Genomic DNA, 18558 nt, shown 5'->3' on the forward strand with positions numbered 1-18558 from the left:
CGCCGCCAAGCTGATGAAGCGCCGCAGCCGCGTCCGCTTCTACGAGATCATCGTCTGGATCGCCGCGATCGCCGCCTATTTCCTGCTGCCGTCGAAGATGCTGATCCTCACCGAGATCGCCATCCTGGCGCTGTTTGCCGTGTCGCTCGATCTGGTGCTTGGCTTCGCGGGCATCGTCTCGCTCGGCCACACCGCCTTTTTCGGGCTGGGCGCCTATGTCGCCGGCCTGCTCGCCCTGCATTATGTGGCGGAACCCGTGACCGGGCTGATCGTGGCAGGCGCCGTTTCCGGTATTCTCGGCCTGCTGACGAGCTTCCTCATCCTGCGCGGATCCGACCTCACCCGCCTGATGACGACGCTCGGCATCGGCCTGATGATGGCCGAAGTGGCGAACCAGATGGCCTGGCTGACCGGCGGCGCCGACGGGCTCTCCGGCTTCTCGCCGGGCGCTATCCTCGGCCTGTTCGAATTCGACCTGTTCGGCAAGACCGGTTATATCTACTGCCTGATCGTGCTTTTCATCGGCACGATGATCATGCGCAGGATCGCGTTTTCGCCTTTCGGCATATCGCTGAAGGCGATCAAGGCCAATCCGATGCGCGCCGGCATGATCGCCGTGCCCGCCCGCAAGCGCGTGGTGACCGTCTATACGATCGCGGCAGTCTTCGCCGGCATGGCGGGCGCGCTGCTCACCCAGACGACCAGCTTCGTTTCGCCGGACGTGCTCGCCTTCCACCGCTCCGCCGACGTGCTGCTCGTGCTTGTCATCGGCGGCACGGGTTATCTTTACGGCGGTATTTTCGGCGCGGTCTTCTTCACGCTGATCAAGGACTGGCTGTCGGTGATCACGCCGCAATACTGGATGTTCTACATCGGCATGCTGCTGGTCATCCTCGTGCTGATCGGCCGCGACCGGCTGGCGCGCTGGGTGGAATATCTGCCGGAACGCTTCTCGAAGAAGGAGGACGGCAAATGAGCGACATCGTTCTCGAAACCAGGAACCTGAAGCGCCGCTTCGGCGCCTTCCTCGCCACCAACGACGTGAGCCTCAAGGTGGAGCGCGGCGCCCGCCACGCCCTGATCGGCCCTAACGGCGCCGGCAAGACGACGCTGATCAACCTTCTGACCGGCGTGCTGCCGCCGTCGGAGGGCCAGGTGTTCCTCGAAGGCGAGGACATCACCTCGCTCGCTTCCTTCCGGCGGGTGAAGCGGGGGCTGACCCGCACTTTCCAGATCAACCAGCTGTTCAACGACTTCACGCCGCTTGAAACCGTGGCGCTGGCGATCGCCGAGCGGGAAGGGGTCGGCCACAATCTGTGGAAGTCGATGGCCGGCTACGACAGGATCGTCGACGAGGCGGCAGCGCTCCTCGCTCGCTTCGGATTGGCCTCGGTCATGGGCGAACGCACCGTCATCCTGCCTTACGGCAAGCAGCGCCTGCTCGAAATCGCGCTCGCCTTCGCCTCCAAGCCGCGCGTGCTCCTGCTGGACGAACCGGCCGCTGGCGTACCGGAGGACGAGCGCCACGAAGTGCTGTCGATCGTCTCCGACCTGCCGGCCGACGTGACCGTGCTTCTGATCGAACACGACATGGATCTCGTCTTCTCGTTCGCCAACCGGATATCCGTTCTGGTCGCCGGCGCGCTCTTTACCGAAGGAACGGTGGCGGAGATTGCCGCCGATCCGCGCGTCAAGGCGGTTTATCTCGGAGAAAACGCATGACTGCGGTTCTGGTCACTGAAAAACTGGTGGCGGGTTACGGCGAGGCGAGCGTGCTCGCCGGCATCAGCCTGACCATCGAGGAAGGCCGCACACTGGCGCTGCTCGGCCGCAACGGCACGGGCAAGACGACGTTCGTGAACACGCTCGCGGGCGTCACGACGCATCATTCCGGCTCGATCCACCTGATGGGCAAGGACGTGACGAAGCTCCGCGCCGACCGGCGCGCCGCAGCCGGGATCGGCTGGGTGCCGCAGGAGCGCAACATCTTCAAGTCGCTGACTGTCGAGGAAAACATGACCGCCATCGCGCGGCCCGGCATCTGGAACCTGGACCGCGTCTACCAGATGTTCCCGCGCCTCAAGGAGCGCCGCAAGAACCTTGGCAACCAGCTTTCCGGCGGCGAACAGCAGATGCTGGCGGTCGGGCGCGCGCTGATGGTCAATCCCAAGCTGCTCCTCCTCGACGAGCCGACCGAGGGCCTCGCGCCGATCATCGTCGACGAGCTTCTGGCGGCGATCCAGCGGATCACGCAAGGAGAGGGCATGTCGGCGATCATCATCGAGCAGAAGGCGAAGAAGGTCCTGCCGCTCTCCGACGACGCCGTCATTCTCGATCGCGGCGCGGTGGTCTACCAGGGCAAGAGCGCCGATCTGCTGGCCGACGAAAACATTCTCGGCCAGCACCTGACGGTGGAAAAGGGCGCGCGTCACTGACCTGCCGGGGCGGTCGATGACGGGAGATGGCCGGCCGTAACGACGGTCGCCCGGTTCATGTCGCAGCCATCTCTCATGTGGCAGGGCGATGGCAAATCGTGACCCTTGCCGCACTGCACCTGCGCCATACATCCTGGCCGGATGCAGCGGGATGCGGGAGACGAAATGTTCGATACGCCAGTGGAAGCGCGCCAGGTCATCGAGGAGCGCTTCGATGCCAGCCAGGTCGACATGCTGCTCGGACAGCTGCGGCCGGCCTTGGCATTTTTGCCGAGGGACACGGACACGAAGGGCGGCACCCGCATCGGCGGGGTGCCCGATCTGCCGGCCGGCATAGTCTGGCCGCGGCGGCCGGTTCCCGAAAACGCCGACGAGATCTCGAAACGCTCGGGCGAGCCTTACGACAAGGAACTCCGCGATCATCTCGCCGTGGGCATGTCCTACGCCTTCTTCGCCCAGGTGGACCTCGGGCAGGCCGCGGGCCTCGGCCCCGCTGGTGCGGCGCTGCCGAAGGAAGGGCGTCTGCTGTTCTTCTACGATATGATCGGCGGGCCTTTCGATACGGGCACGCAGTCGGCGCGGGTGATCTGGGATCGCAGCCCGTCCGCCGATCTTTCAGCTTCACCAGTACCGAAGGACCTCGCGGAGGCGGCGTCGGCCTATCGCCGGATGATCGACGAAACCAACAAGCGGTACGGGCTGGAGCCCGAAGCGCGCAAGGACGGCGCGCCTGAACCCGGAACGCCCTACGGCGGCCCGTTGCGGCCGATGGCGCTGAAGGCAGGTTTGCAGCTCATGCCGTTTCTCAGCCTCGAATCCCAAGCGACCGGCGAACTCCAGGCGATCTATTCGGCGGGCCGTTCAGACGGCGAGCCGGCCGCGGATTTCACGGAGGCCTACGATGAATTGTCGAACAGCTACTATCCGCCGAACCAGATGCTGGGCCTGCCAGTCCCGGTGCAGGACGACCCGCGATTCGAGGCGGTGGCGGTGAAGGAATTCGGCAAGCAATTCCTTTCCAGCGAGGAGTGGCAGGCGAACCGGGCTGCCATCTTCGAGAAGGCCCGCGACTGGACGCTGCTTCTGCAGATCGATGTCGCCGACTGGATGCAGCAGAGCGCAGAGGGGACGGTCTATTTCCTGATCCAGAAAAACGATCTCGAAAAGCGCGATTTCGATCGTGTCGTTGCCGTCTACCAACAGACGTGAGGGTGGGTGAGAGAGGTCCGGCGGCAGCAAATACGGCTGCCTGACACGACTGTGACCGATCTGTGAACGACACCCCCGGCCTTGGCCGAATTCTCCCGGAAAAGCGGGGAATCATCGCTCACGAAGGTTCACGGCCCGGCTCTTTTCGGCCGTATCGCTGTCTTGTCGGGGGACATTGCCGTCTCGAATTAACTTTACGGTAACCGGCAGATTTTTCATTGGGCTATCCTCGTGGCCGGCTTCGCCGCCCCGCTCCCTCGCCATTTCTGACCATGGAGGCAAGATGTCCATCAAGCTTTTCGCCCTGACCGCTTTCGTCCTTTCCGCGCTTGCGGCGCCGGTTGCCGCGCAACCGAGCCCGAACCCCAGCATGGTCCGCATGTTCAACGACTGGGGGCTTTATTCCTACAATACCGGCGGCTCCAGGCATTGCTACGTGCTGACCGTTCCGAAGCAGGCCATGCCCGCCAATGTCAGCCATGGCGACAACTATTTCCTCGTGGCGCCCGATCCCTCCGGCGCCGGTTATTATCCGCAGGCGATCATGGGTTATGACCTGCAGAGCGGATCGCGGATGACGGTGACGATCGACGACCAGACGTTCATCATGATGCCCAAGGGCAATTCCGGCTGGACCGAGGAGGCGAGCAGCGACGCGGCCATGATCGATGCCATGAAGGCCGGCAGCGGCATGACCCTGCAGGCCACCTCGCAACGGGGAACGAAGACCAGCTACACCTTTTCGCTCTCGGGCATAACCGCGGCATTGAACCAGGCCGCGAGCTGCAACTGAGCCGAGGATTTCGGACCGCCAAGGCTGGCCGACCTGCGGTTTGTCAAATTGACGTCGGTCAATGAGGCGTTCGGGCGGCGCGGATAGCGTCGCGCCGTCATTTCGTTTTTTTCGTGAAGGCCCATGCTCGAAACCCGTATCCGCCGCCCCTCGCTCCTCGACCGCATCGTCACGCCGCAACAGGCCGCCAGCCTCATCAAGGACGGCATGATCATCGGCATGAGCGGCTTCACCCGCGCCGGCGATGCCAAGGCCGTACCGATCGCCATGGCGGAGCGGGCGAAGACGGACCCCTTCAGGATCACCCTCATCACCGGCGCCTCGCTCGGCCATGACATCGACCGGATGTTGACCGAGACGCATGTGCTGGCAAGGCGCATCCCCTTCCAGTCCGACGCCACGCTGCGCGCCGCGATCAATCGCGGGGAGGTGATGTTCATCGACCAGCACCTGTCCGAGACGGTGGAGCATCTGCGGTCCAACCAGCTCGGCCCGATCGATTATGCGGTGATCGAGGCGGCGGCAATCACCGAGGATGGCGGCATCGTGCCCTCCACCTCGATCGGCAATTCCGCAAGCTTTGCCATCCTGGCGAAGAAGATCATCGTGGAGATCAACCTCAGCCAGCCGGCGGAGCTCGAAGGCCTGCACGACATCTACATTCCGACCAAGCGCCCGTCGCGCGTGCCGATCCCGGTGGTTTCCTGCGAAAGCCGGGTCGGATTTCCCTATGTGCCGATCGATCCGGAAAAGATCGCCGCGATCGTGGTGACCGACGAGAAGGACAGCTTCTCCACCGTCGAGGCTGCCGATGCCGACACCACGGCGATCGCCGGCCATCTCATCCGGTTCCTCGAACAGGAAGTGGCGAAGGGCCGGCTCGACCTGACGCTGCAGCCGCTCCAGGCGGGCATCGGCACGATCGCCAATTCGGTGCTGACCGGCCTTGCGCAAGGGCCTTTCCATCATCTGCGCATGTACAGCGAAGTGCTGCAGGACAGCACCTTCGATCTTTTCGACGCCGGAAAGCTCACCTTTGCGTCCGGCTCGTCGATCACGCTTTCGGCCGCCTGCGGCGAGCGGGTCTTCGGCCGGTTCGACAAATACAAGGACAAGCTGGTGCTGCGCCCGCAGGAGATCAGCAATCATCCGGAAGTGATCCGCCGGCTCGGCGTGATCGGCATCAATACAGCCCTGGAAGTGGATATCTACGGCAACGTCAATTCCACGCATGTGAACGGCACGCATATGATGAACGGTATCGGCGGCTCGGGGGATTTCGCCCGCAACGCCTATCTGTCGATCTTCGTCAGCAAGTCGGTCGCCAAGGGCGGACGTCTTTCCTCGGTGGTTCCCATGGTGCCGCATGTGGACCATACCGAACACGACGTGGACATCATCGTCACCGAAAACGGCCTCGCGGACCTGCGGGAACTTGCTCCGCGCGAACGGGCGCGGGAAATTATCGCCCATTGCGCGCATCCCGATTTCCGGGAGCGGCTCGCGGATTATTTCGAACGGGCCTGTGCGCGGGGAGGGCAGACGCCGCACCTTCTCGAAGAGGCCTTCTCCTGGCATGAAAGGAGCCGGCAGACCGGTACGATGCGTCTCGCCTGATCTCTCCGGCATCGAGAAACTGCCTTTCCGCCTGTGGTTTTTTTGGACCGCCGCCCTAGTTGACGATTGTCAAAAAGGCTGTCCGAGGTGATCGTTCTCATGTAAGACGGCAGGCAATGAGCTTATCGCCACCGAAAGCCCGACGATGAACCATCCGACTGCCGAGACCGCCTTCCTTTCCCACAGTGGTGAAATGGCGCGTCTCATAGCGGCCTTCGACTGGTCGGCCACGTCGCTTGGACCGATCGGCGCGTGGCCGCAGAGCCTCAAGACGGCCATTTCGCTGATGCTGCAATCGCCTGTTCCGATCGTTTCGCTTTGGAACGAAGACGGCGTGATGATCTACAACGACGCCTATTCGGAGTTTGCCGGGCGGCGCCATCCGGGCCTGCTCGGATCGAAGGTCCGCGAGGGCTGGCCGGAAGTCGCGGATTTCAACGACAACGTCATGAAGGTCTGTTTTGCCGGCGGCACGCTGGACTATTACGACCAGGAAATGATCCTCGACCGGTCCGGCGTGCCGGCCTCCGCCTTCATGAACCTCTATTATTCGCCGGTCTACGACGAGGCGGGCAGGCCCTTCGGGGTGATGGCGATCGTCGTCGAGAACACCGCCAAGGTGCGTGCCGAGCGGCGGCTGCAGGGCGAACAGGACCGCCTGATGCGGATGTTCGAGCAGGCTCCGGGCTTTATGGCGATGGTGTCCGGTCCGGACCACGTCTTCGAGATGGCGAACGGCGCCTATATGCGCCTCATCGGCAATCGCGACGTCTTGGGCAGGCCGATCCGCGAGGCATTGCCGGAAATCGTCGAGCAGGGATTTCCCGACCTGCTCGATCAGGTCCGCAGCACCGGGCTACCCTATGTCGGCCAGGCGGTTCCGGTCATGCTGGCGCGCCAGCCGGGCCAGCCGCCGGAAGAGCGGTTCCTCGATTTCGTCTATCAGCCGATCCTCGATGAGAACCGCCGGACGACGGGCATCTTCATCCAGGGCAGCGACGTCACCGACCAGAAGCGGGCGCAGATCGCCCTGCGCAACGAGACGCGTTATCTGGAAGTGCTGAACCGGCTCGGCGCCGATCTTTCCGCCGAACTCGACCTCGAAAAGGTCGTGCAGATGACGACCGATGCGGGCGTGGAATTGACCGGCGCGCAGTTCGGGGCGTTTTTCTACAACGTCCGTGACGAACGCGGCGAGAGCTACATGCTCTATGCGCTCTCCGGCGTTCCGCGCTCGGCTTTCGAAAACTTTCCAATGCCGCGCAATACGGCGGTTTTCGCCCCGACCTTCGACGGCGAGGGCGTCATCCGCTCCGACGATATCCTGAAGGACCCCCGCTACGGCCACAACGAGCCTTATTTCGGCATGCCGAAAGGCCATCTGCCGGTGCGCAGCTATCTCACCGTGCCTGTCGTGTCGCGCTCCGGCGAGGTGATCGGCGGCCTGTTCTTCGGCCATGGCGAGCCGGCCCGGTTCCGCGAGGAGCATGAGCGGCTGCTCGTCGGCGCCGCGGGCCAGGTGGCGATCGCCATCGACAATGCGCGGCTTTTCCGCGAGGTCGAGCGGGAGCTTGCCGAGCGCGGCCGCGCGGAAGAAGCGTTGCAGGCGCTGAATGCCGGCCTGGAACAGCGGGTTGCGTCGGAAATCGCCGAACGCATGAAGGCCGAGGAAGCGCTGCGCCAGTCCCAGAAAATGGAGGCGCTCGGCCAGCTGACCGGGGGCGTGGCGCACGACTTCAACAACCTCCTGCAGGTGATATCCGGCAATCTGCAGCTTCTCACCAAGGACGTGGCCGGCAATCAGCGCGCCGTCCGGCGGGTGGAAAACGCCCTTGCCGGCGTGCAACGCGGTTCGAAGCTCGCAAGCCAGCTTCTCGCCTTCGGCCGCCGCCAGCCGCTCGAGCCGAAAGTGGTCAATATCGGCCGCTTCCTGACCGGCATGGAGGAACTGCTGCGCCGCACGCTGGGCGAGGATATCGAGATCGAGACGATCCGCTCCGGCGGCTTATGGAACGTGCTGGTCGATCCGACCCAGATCGAGAACGCGCTTTTGAACCTTGCGATCAACGCCCGCGATGCGATGGAGGGCGGCGGCAAGCTGACGATCGAAGCGGGCAATGCCTTCCTCGACGACAACTACGTGCGCCAACATGCCGACGTGCCGGCCGGTCAATATGTGATGCTCGCCGTGACCGATACCGGCACCGGCATGCCGCCCGAGGTCGTCGAACAGGTATTCCAGCCGTTCTTCTCGACGAAACCCGTCGGCAAGGGGACCGGTCTCGGGCTTTCCATGGTCTACGGTTTCGTCAAGCAGTCGGGCGGGCATGTCAAGATCTACAGCGAGGTCGGCCAGGGCACGACGGTCAAGATCTATTTCCCGCGCGTGCAGCGCAGCGAGGATCTGGTGACGGAGGCCGATTTCGGTCCGGTGACCGGCGGCACGGAAACCATATTGGTGGCCGAGGACGACGAGCAGGTGCGCACGACCGTCGTCGAAATGCTCGGCGATCTCGGTTACGCGGTGCTGAAGGCCAAGGATGCGGCAGGCGCACTGAGCGTCATCGAGAGCGGCGTGCTGGTCGACCTTCTCTTCACCGATGTCGTGATGCCCGGCGCGCTCAAGAGCACCGAACTGGCCCGCCACGCCCGCGAGCGCCTGCCGGACATCGCCGTGCTCTTCACCTCGGGCTACACGGAGAATTCGATCGTGCATGGCGGCCGGCTCGATCCGGGCGTCGATCTGCTGTCGAAACCCTATACCCGCGAAGCGCTGGCGAGAAAGATCCGCCACGTGCTGAACGGCCAGCAGCATCGCAACCGGGTGCGGGCGACGCTTTCGACCAAGCCGCTGCCGTCGGCGGCGAGCCGCTCGCCGGCAATGCCGCGGTATTCCGTGCTTCTCGTCGAGGACGATTTCCTGATCCGCATGAGCACCGCCGATCTTTTGGGCGAGTTCGGTCACGAAGTGGCGGAAGCCTCGTCGGCCGAAGAGGCGCTTTCGATGTTGCAGGAGCGGCACTTCGACGTGGTCGTGACGGATCTCGGCCTGCCCGGGATTTCGGGCGGCGCTTTCGCGCATGAGGCGCGCCGGCTGTCGCCCGAGATCGGCATCGTGTTTGCGACCGGCAACGACCGCGTGCCCGACGACGGGGCCGTCGAAGGCGCGGTCCTGCTCAAGAAACCCTACGGCAGCGATGAAATCGCCGCGGCCTTCGAGAAGATCACCGTGCAGAAGGGGTGAAGCGGCGGCAGCCTGTCCTGCTGCCGCGACTGCGGGGGCAAAACAGCCCGGCCGCTCACCACATGGCGTGGAAATGCGACACGGGCCCGTGGCCGCTGCCGACGCTGAGGTCGCCGGCCGCGGCGATGGCGCCGGCAAGATAGATCTTGGCGATCGTGACCGCCTCGACCGGAGAGGCGCCCTTGGCGAGTTCGGCGGCGATGCTGCTCGACAGCGTGCAGCCGGTGCCGTGGGTGTTCTTCGTAGGAACGCGCCTGCCCTCGAACCAGTGAAGGCCCGACGCCTCCGCCAGCACGTCGGGGCTTTCGTCGCCGTCGAGATGGCCGCCCTTGACCAGCGCGGCCTTCGGTCCGAGCCCGCGCAGGCGCTCCGCCTGTCCGGCCATTTCCTCGCGGGTCGTGGCAATCGGCTCGCCCAGAAGGGCCGCTGCTTCCGGCAGGTTGGGCGTGACGAGGGCGGCGACCGGCATCAGCCGGCGGGTGACGGCGTCCACCGCATCGGCGCTCAGCAGCGGCGAACCGCCCTTGGCGATCATCACCGGATCGAGCACGATCGGCACGGTGTCGCGATAAGGCCGCAGCACGTCTGCGACGATCTCGGCGATCTCCGCATTGGCGATCATGCCGATCTTCACCGCATCGACGCGGACATCCAGGAAAACGGTGCGGATCTGATTGGCGACGAAGGCGGCAGGAATCGTCAGCACGCCGGTAACCCCTTGCGTGTTCTGGGCGGTAAGCGCCGTCAGTGCCGCCATGCCATAGGTGCCGCGTGCGGCAAATGCCTTGAGGTCCGCCTGGATGCCGGCGCCGCCGGACGGATCGGAACCGGCGATCGAGAGAACGTTCCTGATGGTCATGCACGGGCCTTTCCGATTTCCCCAGCGATCCGGCGGGCTGCCGCTTCCGGATCCGGCTGGCCGCAGATGGCGGAAACCACGGCGATGCCCTTGGCGCCGGCGGCGAGCGCGGCGCCGGCATGTTCCGCCTTGACGCCGCCGATCGCCACCGCCGGAACCGGTGCCGCCGCAACGATGCGGGCAAGGCCGTTAAAGCCGATCGGCTGCTTGTGATCGGGTTTGGTGGCGGTGGCAAAGACCGGGCCGATGCCGACATAATCCGCGATGGACGGATCGACCCGCCGCGCCAGTTCCTCCGTCTCGACCGAAAGGCCGAGGATCATGCCGCTGCCGACACGCGCGCGCGCCATCGCCGCCGCCATGTCGCTCTGGCCGACATGCAGGCCGTCTGCGCCGATCGCGATCGCCGCCTCCACGTCGTCGTTGACGATCAGCGGCACGCCGGTGCCGGCAAGCACGGCCTTCAGCGCCCGGCCGGTCTCGATCATCTCCTCGGTCGTCGCCTGCTTGTCGCGCAGCTGCACGACGGTGGCGCCGCCGGCGACGGCAAGCCTTGCGGTCTCGACCATGCCGATGGGCCGGCAGAGATCGGGGTCGAGGACGAGATAGACGGAAAGGTCGAAGGTCTTCATGCGGCCACCACGCGTGCCTTGGCATCCAGCATTTCCGGCGTCAGCGCCGCCAGGCGGTCGAGGAAGAGGGGAGAGAAGGAGCCGGGACCCTTGGCCTCGACCGCGGCCTCCTCGCCCGCGACGGCGAACATGGCGAGGGCGGCGACCGTCGCCCCGAAGACATCTTGCGGACCTGCCGCCGCAAACGCACCCACCAGACAGGTGAGCGAGCAGCCGAGCGCGGTGACGCGCGGCATCAGTGCCGATCCGCCCGCGATGCGCACCGAACGGCGGCCATCGGTGACGAAGTCCACCTCGCCGGTAACCGCGACCACGCAGGCGTTCCGGCCGGCAAGTGCGGTGGCCGCACCCTCAGCCGCGGTGACGCTGTCGCCGCTGTCGACGCCCTGTCCGCTCGAGCGCTCGCCGAGCAGCGCCATGATTTCGGAAGCGTTGCCGCGGATGACGGCGGGCCTGAACTCCACGAGTTCGGCGACGGCCGCGCGGCGGTAGGCGGTGGCGAAATGCGCGACTGGGTCCAGCACCCAAGGCTTGCCGGCCTCGCCGGCGGCCTTTGCGGCTTCCTTCATGCCGGCCAGGAAATCCGGCGACAGCGTGCCGATATTGATCGTCAGCGCCGCGGCGATGCGGGCGAATTCGCCGGCCTCCTCTTTCGTATGCACCATGGCGGGCGAAGCGCCGGCCGCAAGCATCACGTTGGCGGCGATGTTCATCGCCACGAAATTGGTGATGTTCTGCACCAGAGGATTTTTGGCGCGCATCGCGCTCAGCAATTGGCCGGGGGTATGTTCCATCCGCATTCTCGCCTCGTTCGGCCGGGGGCAGACGTGAGGCAGGCGCGGGGGCAGACATTTCAAGAAGGCCCGGACGACTCCCTCCGCCGGCATGATCCGGTTCAGGTTCAAAGGGTGCTTCTCAGCCCGGCTTTGCCGGACGCCCCTGTCTTGAATTTACGCTTACCGAAACCCGGACGCCGCCGCCAGCGAATTTTTCTCGAAAAAGCCTCTTGTAGCTCTAGCGGCTAGAGGTCTTAGAAAGGCTGCTCGATGCGAAGAGAAGCGGAGAGCGAGATGGCAGCGACAAATCAGGCACGATACAAGGTCGGCGGCATGGACTGCGCCAGCTGTGCGACGAAGATCGACACGGCGGTCCGCCGCATGGCAGGCGTCGAGGATGTTTCCGTGTCGGTTGCATCCGGCACGATGACAGTGACGCATGACGGCTCGAGCGATTTTTCGGCGATCGAGAAGCGGGTAGCGGGGCTCGGGTATTCGCTGAGGGCGTTGGGAAGGAAAACCGCCGCTGCAGAGTTCCCGATCTCCCCCGCAAGGGGGGAGAAGGGCCATTCGCACGGGCACCACCATCACGGCGCCCACGATCATTCCCATCACGACCATGCAGAAATCGAAGGCTTGCATGGCCATGATCACGGGCCGACGGACGGGCCATGGTGGAAATCGCCCAAGGGACGGCTGACGATCCTGACCGGGCTCGCGCTGGTGGCGGCCTACGGCATCGGCCATCTCATCCCCGCCTACGACACCTATATCTTCACCGCCGCGATGCTGATCGGTCTCCTGCCGATCGCGCGGCGCGCCTTCATGGCGGCATTGGCCGGCACGCCGTTTTCGATCGAGATGCTGATGACGATCGCCGCGGTCGGCGCGGTCATCATCGATGCATCGGAAGAAGCCGCTGCCGTCGTCTTCCTTTTCCTCGTCGGCGAGCTGCTCGAAGGCGTGGCGGCCCGCAAGGCCCGCCGGAGCATCCAGAGCCTGACGGCACTGGTGCCGAAGAACGCACTGTTGGAGGTAAACGGCCAGACCCGTGAAGTGCCGGCCGAAACCCTGTCGGTCGGTTCCGTCATCCTCGTGCGGCCCGGCGACCGGATTTCCGCCGATGGCGTCATCATCGCCGGCGAAAGCTCGATCGACGAGGCGCCGGTGACGGGCGAAAGCACGCCGGTCGCCAAGGGCGCCGGAGACAATGTCTTCGCCGGCACGATCAACGGCGACGCGGCGCTTCGCGTGCGCGTCACGGCTGCGGCCGAGGACAACACGATTGCCCGCGTCGTGCGGCTGGTCGAGGAGGCGCAAGAAAAGAAGGCGCCGACCGAGCGCTTCATCGACCGGTTCTCGCGGTATTATACGCCGGGCGTCGTTGTCGTCGCGGCCCTCGTCGCCATCCTTCCGCCGCTGGCGGCCGGCACGGACTGGGGCGAATGGGTCTACAAGGGCCTGGCCATCCTGCTGATCGGCTGCCCCTGCGCGCTCGTCATCTCGACTCCGGCGGCGATCGCCGCTTCGCTCTCCTCCGGCGCCCGCCGCGGTCTCCTGATGAAGGGCGGCGCGGTGCTGGAAAACCTCGGCAGGATCACGGCCGTCGCATTGGACAAGACCGGCACGCTCACCTCGGGCAGGCCTGAGGTGACCGACGTCATCGCCTTCGGCCGCAATGCGGAGGACGTGCTGCGTTTGGCCGCCGCGCTCGAAACCGGTTCCAGCCACCCGCTGGCGGCGGCCATTCTGGCGAAGGCTGCGGAGGACGAGGTGGAAATCCCGGCTGCAAGCGATGCGAGGGCGCTCGGCGGCAAGGGCGTCACCGCTGTCGTCGACGGTCAGGAGGTCTTCCTCGGGTCGCCGAAGGCTGCGGCCGAACGCGTCCCGCTGCCGATGGCGCATTCCCGCCGCATCGCCGCGCTCAACGACGAAGGCAACACGGTTTCGGTACTGGTCGTCGGGGGCGTGCCGGCGGGCGCGATCGCCATGCGCGACGAGCCGCGCGCCGATGCCAGGGCCGGTCTCAAGGCGCTTGCCGATGCGGGCGTGAAGACCGTGATGCTGACCGGCGACAATGCCCGCACGGCGAGCGCGATCGGCGCAGAGCTTGGCATAGAGGTGCGCGCCGAACTGATGCCGCAGGACAAGCAGAGGATCGTCGGCGAGTTGAAGCGCGAGGGGTTCGTCGTCGGCAAGGTCGGCGACGGTATCAACGATGCGCCCGCGCTGGCCGCAGCCGATGTCGGCATCGCCATGGGCGGCGGTACGGATGTGGCGCTGGAAACCGCCGATGCCGCGGTGCTGCACGGCCGCGTCGGCGATATCGCCGGGATGATCGCGCTGTCGAAACGAACGATGCGCAACATCTACCAGAACATCGCCATCGCGCTCGGCCTGAAGGCGGTGTTCCTGGTGACGACGATCATCGGCATCACCGGCCTCTGGCCGGCCATTCTTGCGGACACGGGTGCGACGGTGCTCGTGACGATCAACGCGCTGCGGCTGCTGCGGGTGAGGGTATAACCTTGAGGCTGAGTCAAGTTTGTACACTGCGCCGGTCACGGGCGGGCCGGAAACTATGTCGATCAGATTTAAGCCGTCTGCATGGGCTTGGCGACATTTCCCGAGCGGGGAACCGTGCGAAACCACATTCATCACGGCCTCCGGGGCATAGGCTTCGAGCGCAATGCCTCCCTTTCGTAGTGGAGAAAGACAATGTGACCACCTGCACATTCTGCCACACGGTATGGATTGTCCGCCGGATCGATTGGTAGGGGAATAGTTCGGCGGTTTACCCTTCTCGCGCGAGCACCGCAAAGGCCTCGTACGGTTTCAGCGCCACGTTTTCCCCGAGCGCATCCACCGGTTCGTAATTCGAGGTCAGGCACTCTCCCGTAAACTGCAGTTCGCCCGGCAGGTCCAGCGAGACCTCCCGAGCCGTGAAATTGGCCACCACGACCAGCCGGTCCCGGTCCAGCGTGCGGGTGTAGACGAAGGCATCCGGGTGCTGATCGAGCCAGGACTGGTACTCGCCATAAACGATGACCGGATGCGCTTTGCGGAGCGCGATCAGCCGCCGATAGTGGTTCCAGATCGACGTCTCGTCGGTCATTTCCATTTCGGCGTTGATTGTCGCGTAGTTCGGGTTCACCTCGATCCAGGGCACGCCGGTCGAGAAGCCGCCGTAGGGCGCGGCACTCCACTGCATCGGCGTGCGGGCATTGTCGCGGCCGCTCTCGTTCGCACCCCGGATAAACTCTTCCGGGGAGAGCCCGGCCTCGACATGCAGCCGGTGCATGTTCAGCGTCTCGATGTCGCGATACTGCTCGATCGTCGTGAAAGGCACGTTGGTCATACCGATCTCCTCGCCCTGGTAGACGAAGGGCGTGCCCTTCATCAGGTGCAGCACGGTCGCCAGCATCTTGGCGGATTCCTTCCGGTGGCCGGTGGCGTCGCCATAACGGGAAACGGCGCGCGGCAGATCGTGATTGCCCCAGAAGAGCGAGTTCCAGCCATCGTCCGAGAGCGCATATTGCCATTTGCTGAGCACGGATTTCAGTTTCACGAGGTCGAAGGGCTTCGGGCGCCATTTGCCATAGGTCTCGTCCCATGCCTGCGTGACGTGCTCGAACTGGAAGACCATCGACAATTCATGGCGGTCACGGCCGGAATAGAGCAGCGCCGAGCCGGGGGTGGCGCTCCAGGTCTCGCCGACGGTCAGGACGTTGCGGTTGCCGAAGGTCCTGGCGTTCATTTCCCTGAGATAGTCGTGCAGATGCGGTCCGTCATGGACGATCTCCTGGTCCGCCTGCTTGCCGATATAATCGATGACGTCCATGCGGAAACCGGCGATGCCGCGCCCCAGCCACCAGTTCATCATGTCATAGATTTCTTCGCGCACCTTCTCGTTTTCCCAGTTCAGGTCCGGCTGCCGGCGAGAGAAGAGGTGCAGGTAATATTCGCCGCTGTCGGGATCGAGCGTCCAGGCCGGCCCACCGAAGGAGGATCTGAGCCCGTTTGGCGGCCCGCCATCCGGCGCGGGTTTGCGCCAGATGTAGAAATCGCGGAACGGATTGCCCCCTTTCTCGCTGCCTGGCCCTTTGCGGCTTTCCAGGAACCATGGATGTTCGTCGGACGTGTGGTTGACGACGAGATCGAGCATGATGCCGATGCCGCGTTTGCGCGCCTCCGCCACCAGATGATCGAAATCGGCGAGCGTGCCGAATTCCGGGGCGATGTCGCGGTAATCGGAAATGTCGTAGCCGTTGTCGTCCATCGGCGACTTATAGATGGGCGACAGCCAGATCACGTCGATGCCAAGCGATTTCAGATAGTCGAGCTTCGAGGCGATGCCGGCGATATCGCCGATGCCGTCGCCGTTCAGGTCGCAGAAGCTGCGGGGGTAGATCTGGTAGATGGTGGCGGTGTGCCACCATTTGCGGTCCAGAGGCGGCATCGCCTGCCGGATCACCGCGTCGAGCTGGTCATGGATGTCGTTCATCCCGTCCTCCCTCGCCATTCCTTAGGGTCGAACGCGACAGACAGGGCGCAGGTTCCTGAGGCAGAGGCATGAACGGGCGCGCAGTCATCATATGAAGCTAAAAAACCTGTATGACCTATTATGTGATATGTCACATTTTAAGACAAATTTATCAGATTTCGGGCAGGAATTCGGTGATTGCCGAGCGTCGTCCGAAGCGGATGCCGGCGGCGCGTTCAGGGGGCGGTTGCAAGATGAAGTTTTCCATTAAGTATGTCTTGATTGTTTCTTTCTCGATCCTTGGCCTGACCGTCATGGGCTTGATGGGCAAACTGCTCATCGAGGAAATCGGCCTGCGTCAGAACTCCGCCCGCCTGGCGGAACTTGCCCAGCTCGACGCTTCGCTGTTCGACGCGCTGCTCGGCCTGCGCGGCGAGCGCGGCGGCGTTTCCTCGGCAATCAAGCTCGAGCCCGCCGATGTCGCCACCAGCAAGAGCAACATCGCCGACGGCCGCAAGGATGTGGACGCGGCGTTTGCGAGGACGAAGGCGCTGGTCGAGGAGGTCGGAACCGGAAAGCTGCAGGATGCGCTGAGCGGCGTGCTGCAAAGCTATGGCCGCTGGCTCGCCTATCGCGCCGATATCGACCGGGCGCTGAACCAGCCGGTCAAGGAGCGTGACCCGGCGCTCGGCAAATCGGTGCTCGGCCTTGCCGACAGCACGCTGGCCGATCTCGAAAGGACGGCGAACCTGGTCGAGGCGGCGATCATCTCGCGCGATCCCTCGATGATCATGTTTACCCAGCTGCGCTCGCTTGCCTGGACGGCGCGCACCCAGCTCGGCACGGCCAATTCGACGCTTGTCGGCGGCGTGATCGCCAAGCAGCCGCTTTCTTCCGAAAAATTGGCCGAAATCGCCGTGCAGGACGCCAAGGTGGCGCTGGCCTGGGATGTCATCACCCAGCTCGCCGGCAGCGATGTCGCGCCGGAAAAACTGAAGGCCCTGCACCGCACTGCGCAGGCCACCTATTTCGGCGGTGCCTATGCCGAACAGCGCGCCGGGGCCATCAAGGAATCCCAGGCCGGCCGGCCGTTCAACATGTCGGTCGACGACTGGCGCAAGACTGCCGGCCCGGCGCAGTCCTCGATTGCCGATATCGCATCGGTCTCGCTGGCTGAGATGACCGCGCTGACAGCACGAAACCTCACATCGTCGACGGCGACGATCATCGGCCTTTCGATCGCGACGCTGGTCGCACTGGTGCTGACGCTGGCTGTAATCTCCACCATCGTCTTCCGTATCGCCAATCCGATCGCGGTGCTGACCGGTGCCATGCGCAAGCTGGCGGGCGGCGACCTTGCGGTCGAGATCGCCGGTGCCGGCCGCAGGGACGAGATCGGCGAGATGGCCCGTGCGGTGGAGGTGTTCCGCGAGGCGGCGATCCACAATCGCGAACTCGAGGCGGAAGCGGTCCGCGCCCGTCAGGCTGCCGAAGCGGAACGTATCGCATTCCAGCAGCGTGCGGAGGCCGAAGCGGAGGAACGCCTGCAGCACGCGACGTCGGGTCTGGCGCGGGGCCTGCAGCGTCTCGCCTCCGGCGACCTGCTCTGCGAGATCGACGAAGTGTTTTCGGAACAGTTCGAGAGCCTTCGCCACGATTTCAACAGTTCCGTCCATCAGCTGCGCTCCGCTCTCGAAAGCGTCAGCAGGTCGGCGCTCAGCGTGCGCAGCGGCAGCGGCGAGATTTCCTCGGCCTCCGACCAGCTTTCCAAGCGCACCGAACAGCAGGCCGCCTCGCTGGAGCAAACGGCTGCGGCGCTTGAAGAGGTCACCACCAACGTGAAGCAGACCTCGGAGCGCGCCAGCGAGGCGCGCGAGATGGTACGTCATGCAAGCGACCGTGCCGGAAGCTCCAGCCAGGTCGTGTCAAACGCGGTCGATGCGATGGGCAAGATCGAGGCGGCGTCCAACCAGATCAGCCAGATCATCGGCGTGATCGACGAGATCGCCTTCCAGACCAACCTTCTGGCGCTGAACGCCGGCGTCGAAGCGGCCCGCGCCGGAGAGGCGGGCAAGGGTTTTGCCGTCGTCGCCCAGGAAGTCCGCGAGCTTGCTCAGCGCTCTGCCAAGGCCGCCAAGGAGATCAAGACGCTGATCGGCAATTCGGAAGCGGCAGTCAACCAGGGTGTCGTGCTGGTCAACGACACCGGCGAGGGCCTGCAGGAGATCGCGCGTCTCGTCACCGCGATCAACCAGCACATGGATGCGATCGCCGTCGCCGCCAAGGAACAGGCGTCCGGCCTTTCCGAAATCAACGCCTCGGTGAACCACATGGACCAGGTGACGCAGCAGAACGCCGCCATGGTCGAGGAGATGAACGCGGCGGGGGCCGGCCTTGCGGAGGAAAGCGGCCGTCTGTCGGAGCTTCTCGCCCGCTTCCAGATGCGCCGGGCGGCCGGTGAACCCGGCTTCCGGCGCCGCGCCGCCTGAAACCCGGCATCCCGGCCGGTA

The 18558-nt window shown here is 64.7% G+C and carries 13 protein-coding genes and 1 riboswitch; of the genes, 9 read left to right on the plus strand and 4 right to left on the minus strand.

Annotated elements, in window-relative coordinates:
* Positions 1-13: 13 nt before the first annotated feature.
* The 7 genes from DMO26_RS16130 (at position 14) to DMO26_RS16160 (ending at position 9298) form a co-directional block, all read left to right on the plus strand.
* Positions 14-976 (plus strand): branched-chain amino acid ABC transporter permease, encoded by a 963-nt coding sequence (locus tag DMO26_RS16130; protein WP_117193411.1) that lies wholly within the window; start codon positions 14-16, stop codon positions 974-976.
* Entirely contained in the window at positions 973-1722 is a 750-nt protein-coding gene (locus tag DMO26_RS16135) for an ABC transporter ATP-binding protein (RefSeq protein ID WP_117193177.1), read from the plus strand. Before DMO26_RS16130 ends, DMO26_RS16135 begins: the two co-directional genes overlap by 4 nt.
* Positions 1719-2435 carry an ABC transporter ATP-binding protein gene (locus DMO26_RS16140; protein WP_117193178.1) on the plus strand — a complete coding sequence of 239 codons (717 nt, stop codon included), beginning with the start codon at positions 1719-1721 and terminating at the stop codon, positions 2433-2435. Before DMO26_RS16135 ends, DMO26_RS16140 begins: the two co-directional genes overlap by 4 nt.
* A 165-nt stretch (positions 2436-2600) precedes the next feature.
* Complete coding sequence (locus tag DMO26_RS16145; protein ID WP_117193179.1) at positions 2601-3644, plus strand: DUF1963 domain-containing protein; 1044 nt, start codon at positions 2601-2603, stop codon at positions 3642-3644.
* 283 nt (positions 3645-3927) lie between these two features.
* Positions 3928-4437 (plus strand): invasion associated locus B family protein, encoded by a 510-nt coding sequence (locus DMO26_RS16150; RefSeq protein ID WP_117193180.1) that lies wholly within the window; start codon positions 3928-3930, stop codon positions 4435-4437.
* Positions 4438-4560: 123 nt separating this feature from the next.
* Positions 4561-6054, plus strand: a complete 1494-nt coding sequence (locus DMO26_RS16155; protein ID WP_117193181.1) for an acetyl-CoA hydrolase/transferase family protein — start codon at positions 4561-4563, stop codon at positions 6052-6054.
* A 661-nt stretch (positions 6055-6715) separates the two neighbouring features.
* The gene (locus DMO26_RS16160) at positions 6716-9298 is read left to right on the plus strand and encodes a response regulator (RefSeq protein ID WP_226951329.1); all 2583 of its coding nucleotides are present in this window, start codon (positions 6716-6718) and stop codon (positions 9296-9298) included.
* Positions 9299-9353: 55 nt separating this feature from the next.
* On the opposite strand, the gene thiD is transcribed toward DMO26_RS16160, so the two are convergent.
* Genes thiD through thiM form a run of 3 tightly spaced genes read right to left on the minus strand, consistent with a single transcriptional unit; the run spans position 9354 to position 11589 of the window.
* Entirely contained in the window at positions 9354-10157 is an 804-nt protein-coding gene (gene thiD / locus DMO26_RS16165) for a bifunctional hydroxymethylpyrimidine kinase/phosphomethylpyrimidine kinase (protein WP_117193182.1), read from the minus strand.
* The gene (thiE, locus tag DMO26_RS16170; RefSeq protein ID WP_117193183.1) at positions 10154-10789 is read right to left on the minus strand and encodes a thiamine phosphate synthase; all 636 of its coding nucleotides are present in this window, start codon (positions 10787-10789) and stop codon (positions 10154-10156) included. Before thiE ends, thiD begins: the two co-directional genes overlap by 4 nt.
* Positions 10786-11589, minus strand: coding sequence for a hydroxyethylthiazole kinase (gene thiM / locus DMO26_RS16175; RefSeq protein ID WP_117193184.1), 804 nt, complete (start codon positions 11587-11589; stop codon positions 10786-10788). Before thiM ends, thiE begins: the two co-directional genes overlap by 4 nt.
* A gap of 55 nt (positions 11590-11644) precedes the next feature.
* Positions 11645-11740, minus strand: a riboswitch (TPP riboswitch).
* Positions 11741-11859: 119 nt separating this feature from the next.
* Here thiM and DMO26_RS16180 point away from each other — a divergent pair.
* Complete coding sequence (locus DMO26_RS16180; RefSeq protein WP_117193185.1) at positions 11860-14091, plus strand: heavy metal translocating P-type ATPase; 2232 nt, start codon at positions 11860-11862, stop codon at positions 14089-14091.
* A gap of 268 nt (positions 14092-14359) precedes the next feature.
* On the opposite strand, the gene DMO26_RS16185 is transcribed toward DMO26_RS16180, so the two are convergent.
* Positions 14360-16069, minus strand: a complete 1710-nt coding sequence (locus DMO26_RS16185; RefSeq protein WP_319025402.1) for a glycoside hydrolase family 13 protein — start codon at positions 16067-16069, stop codon at positions 14360-14362.
* A gap of 233 nt (positions 16070-16302) precedes the next feature.
* On the opposite strand from DMO26_RS16185, the gene DMO26_RS16190 reads away from it, so the two are divergent.
* Positions 16303-18537, plus strand: a complete 2235-nt coding sequence (locus DMO26_RS16190; RefSeq protein ID WP_117193186.1) for a methyl-accepting chemotaxis protein — start codon at positions 16303-16305, stop codon at positions 18535-18537.
* The last annotated feature ends 21 nt before the right edge of the window (positions 18538-18558 follow it).

Origin of the sequence: Rhizobium terrae (assembly GCF_003425685.1) — a bacterium.
Lineage (GTDB): Bacteria > Pseudomonadota > Alphaproteobacteria > Rhizobiales > Rhizobiaceae > Neorhizobium > Neorhizobium terrae.

Excerpts from the sequence above, each read along its gene's own strand:
- DMO26_RS16130 (WP_117193411.1), top strand. The coding sequence starts at position 14 with ATGAAGCGCCGCAGCCGCGTCCGCTTCTACGAGATCATCGTCTGGATC.
- DMO26_RS16135 (WP_117193177.1), top strand. The coding sequence starts at position 973 with ATGAGCGACATCGTTCTCGAAACCAGGAACCTGAAGCGCCGCTTCGGC.
- DMO26_RS16140 (WP_117193178.1), top strand. The coding sequence starts at position 1,719 with ATGACTGCGGTTCTGGTCACTGAAAAACTGGTGGCGGGTTACGGCGAG.
- DMO26_RS16145 (WP_117193179.1), top strand. The coding sequence starts at position 2,601 with ATGTTCGATACGCCAGTGGAAGCGCGCCAGGTCATCGAGGAGCGCTTC.
- DMO26_RS16150 (WP_117193180.1), top strand. The coding sequence starts at position 3,928 with ATGTCCATCAAGCTTTTCGCCCTGACCGCTTTCGTCCTTTCCGCGCTT.
- DMO26_RS16155 (WP_117193181.1), top strand. The coding sequence starts at position 4,561 with ATGCTCGAAACCCGTATCCGCCGCCCCTCGCTCCTCGACCGCATCGTC.
- DMO26_RS16160 (WP_226951329.1), top strand. The coding sequence starts at position 6,716 with ATGCGGATGTTCGAGCAGGCTCCGGGCTTTATGGCGATGGTGTCCGGT.
- thiD (WP_117193182.1), bottom strand. The coding sequence starts at position 10,157 with ATGACCATCAGGAACGTTCTCTCGATCGCCGGTTCCGATCCGTCCGGC.
- thiE (WP_117193183.1), bottom strand. The coding sequence starts at position 10,789 with ATGAAGACCTTCGACCTTTCCGTCTATCTCGTCCTCGACCCCGATCTC.
- thiM (WP_117193184.1), bottom strand. The coding sequence starts at position 11,589 with ATGCGGATGGAACATACCCCCGGCCAATTGCTGAGCGCGATGCGCGCC.
- DMO26_RS16180 (WP_117193185.1), top strand. The coding sequence starts at position 11,860 with ATGGCAGCGACAAATCAGGCACGATACAAGGTCGGCGGCATGGACTGC.
- DMO26_RS16185 (WP_319025402.1), bottom strand. The coding sequence starts at position 16,069 with ATGAACGACATCCATGACCAGCTCGACGCGGTGATCCGGCAGGCGATG.
- DMO26_RS16190 (WP_117193186.1), top strand. The coding sequence starts at position 16,303 with ATGAAGTTTTCCATTAAGTATGTCTTGATTGTTTCTTTCTCGATCCTT.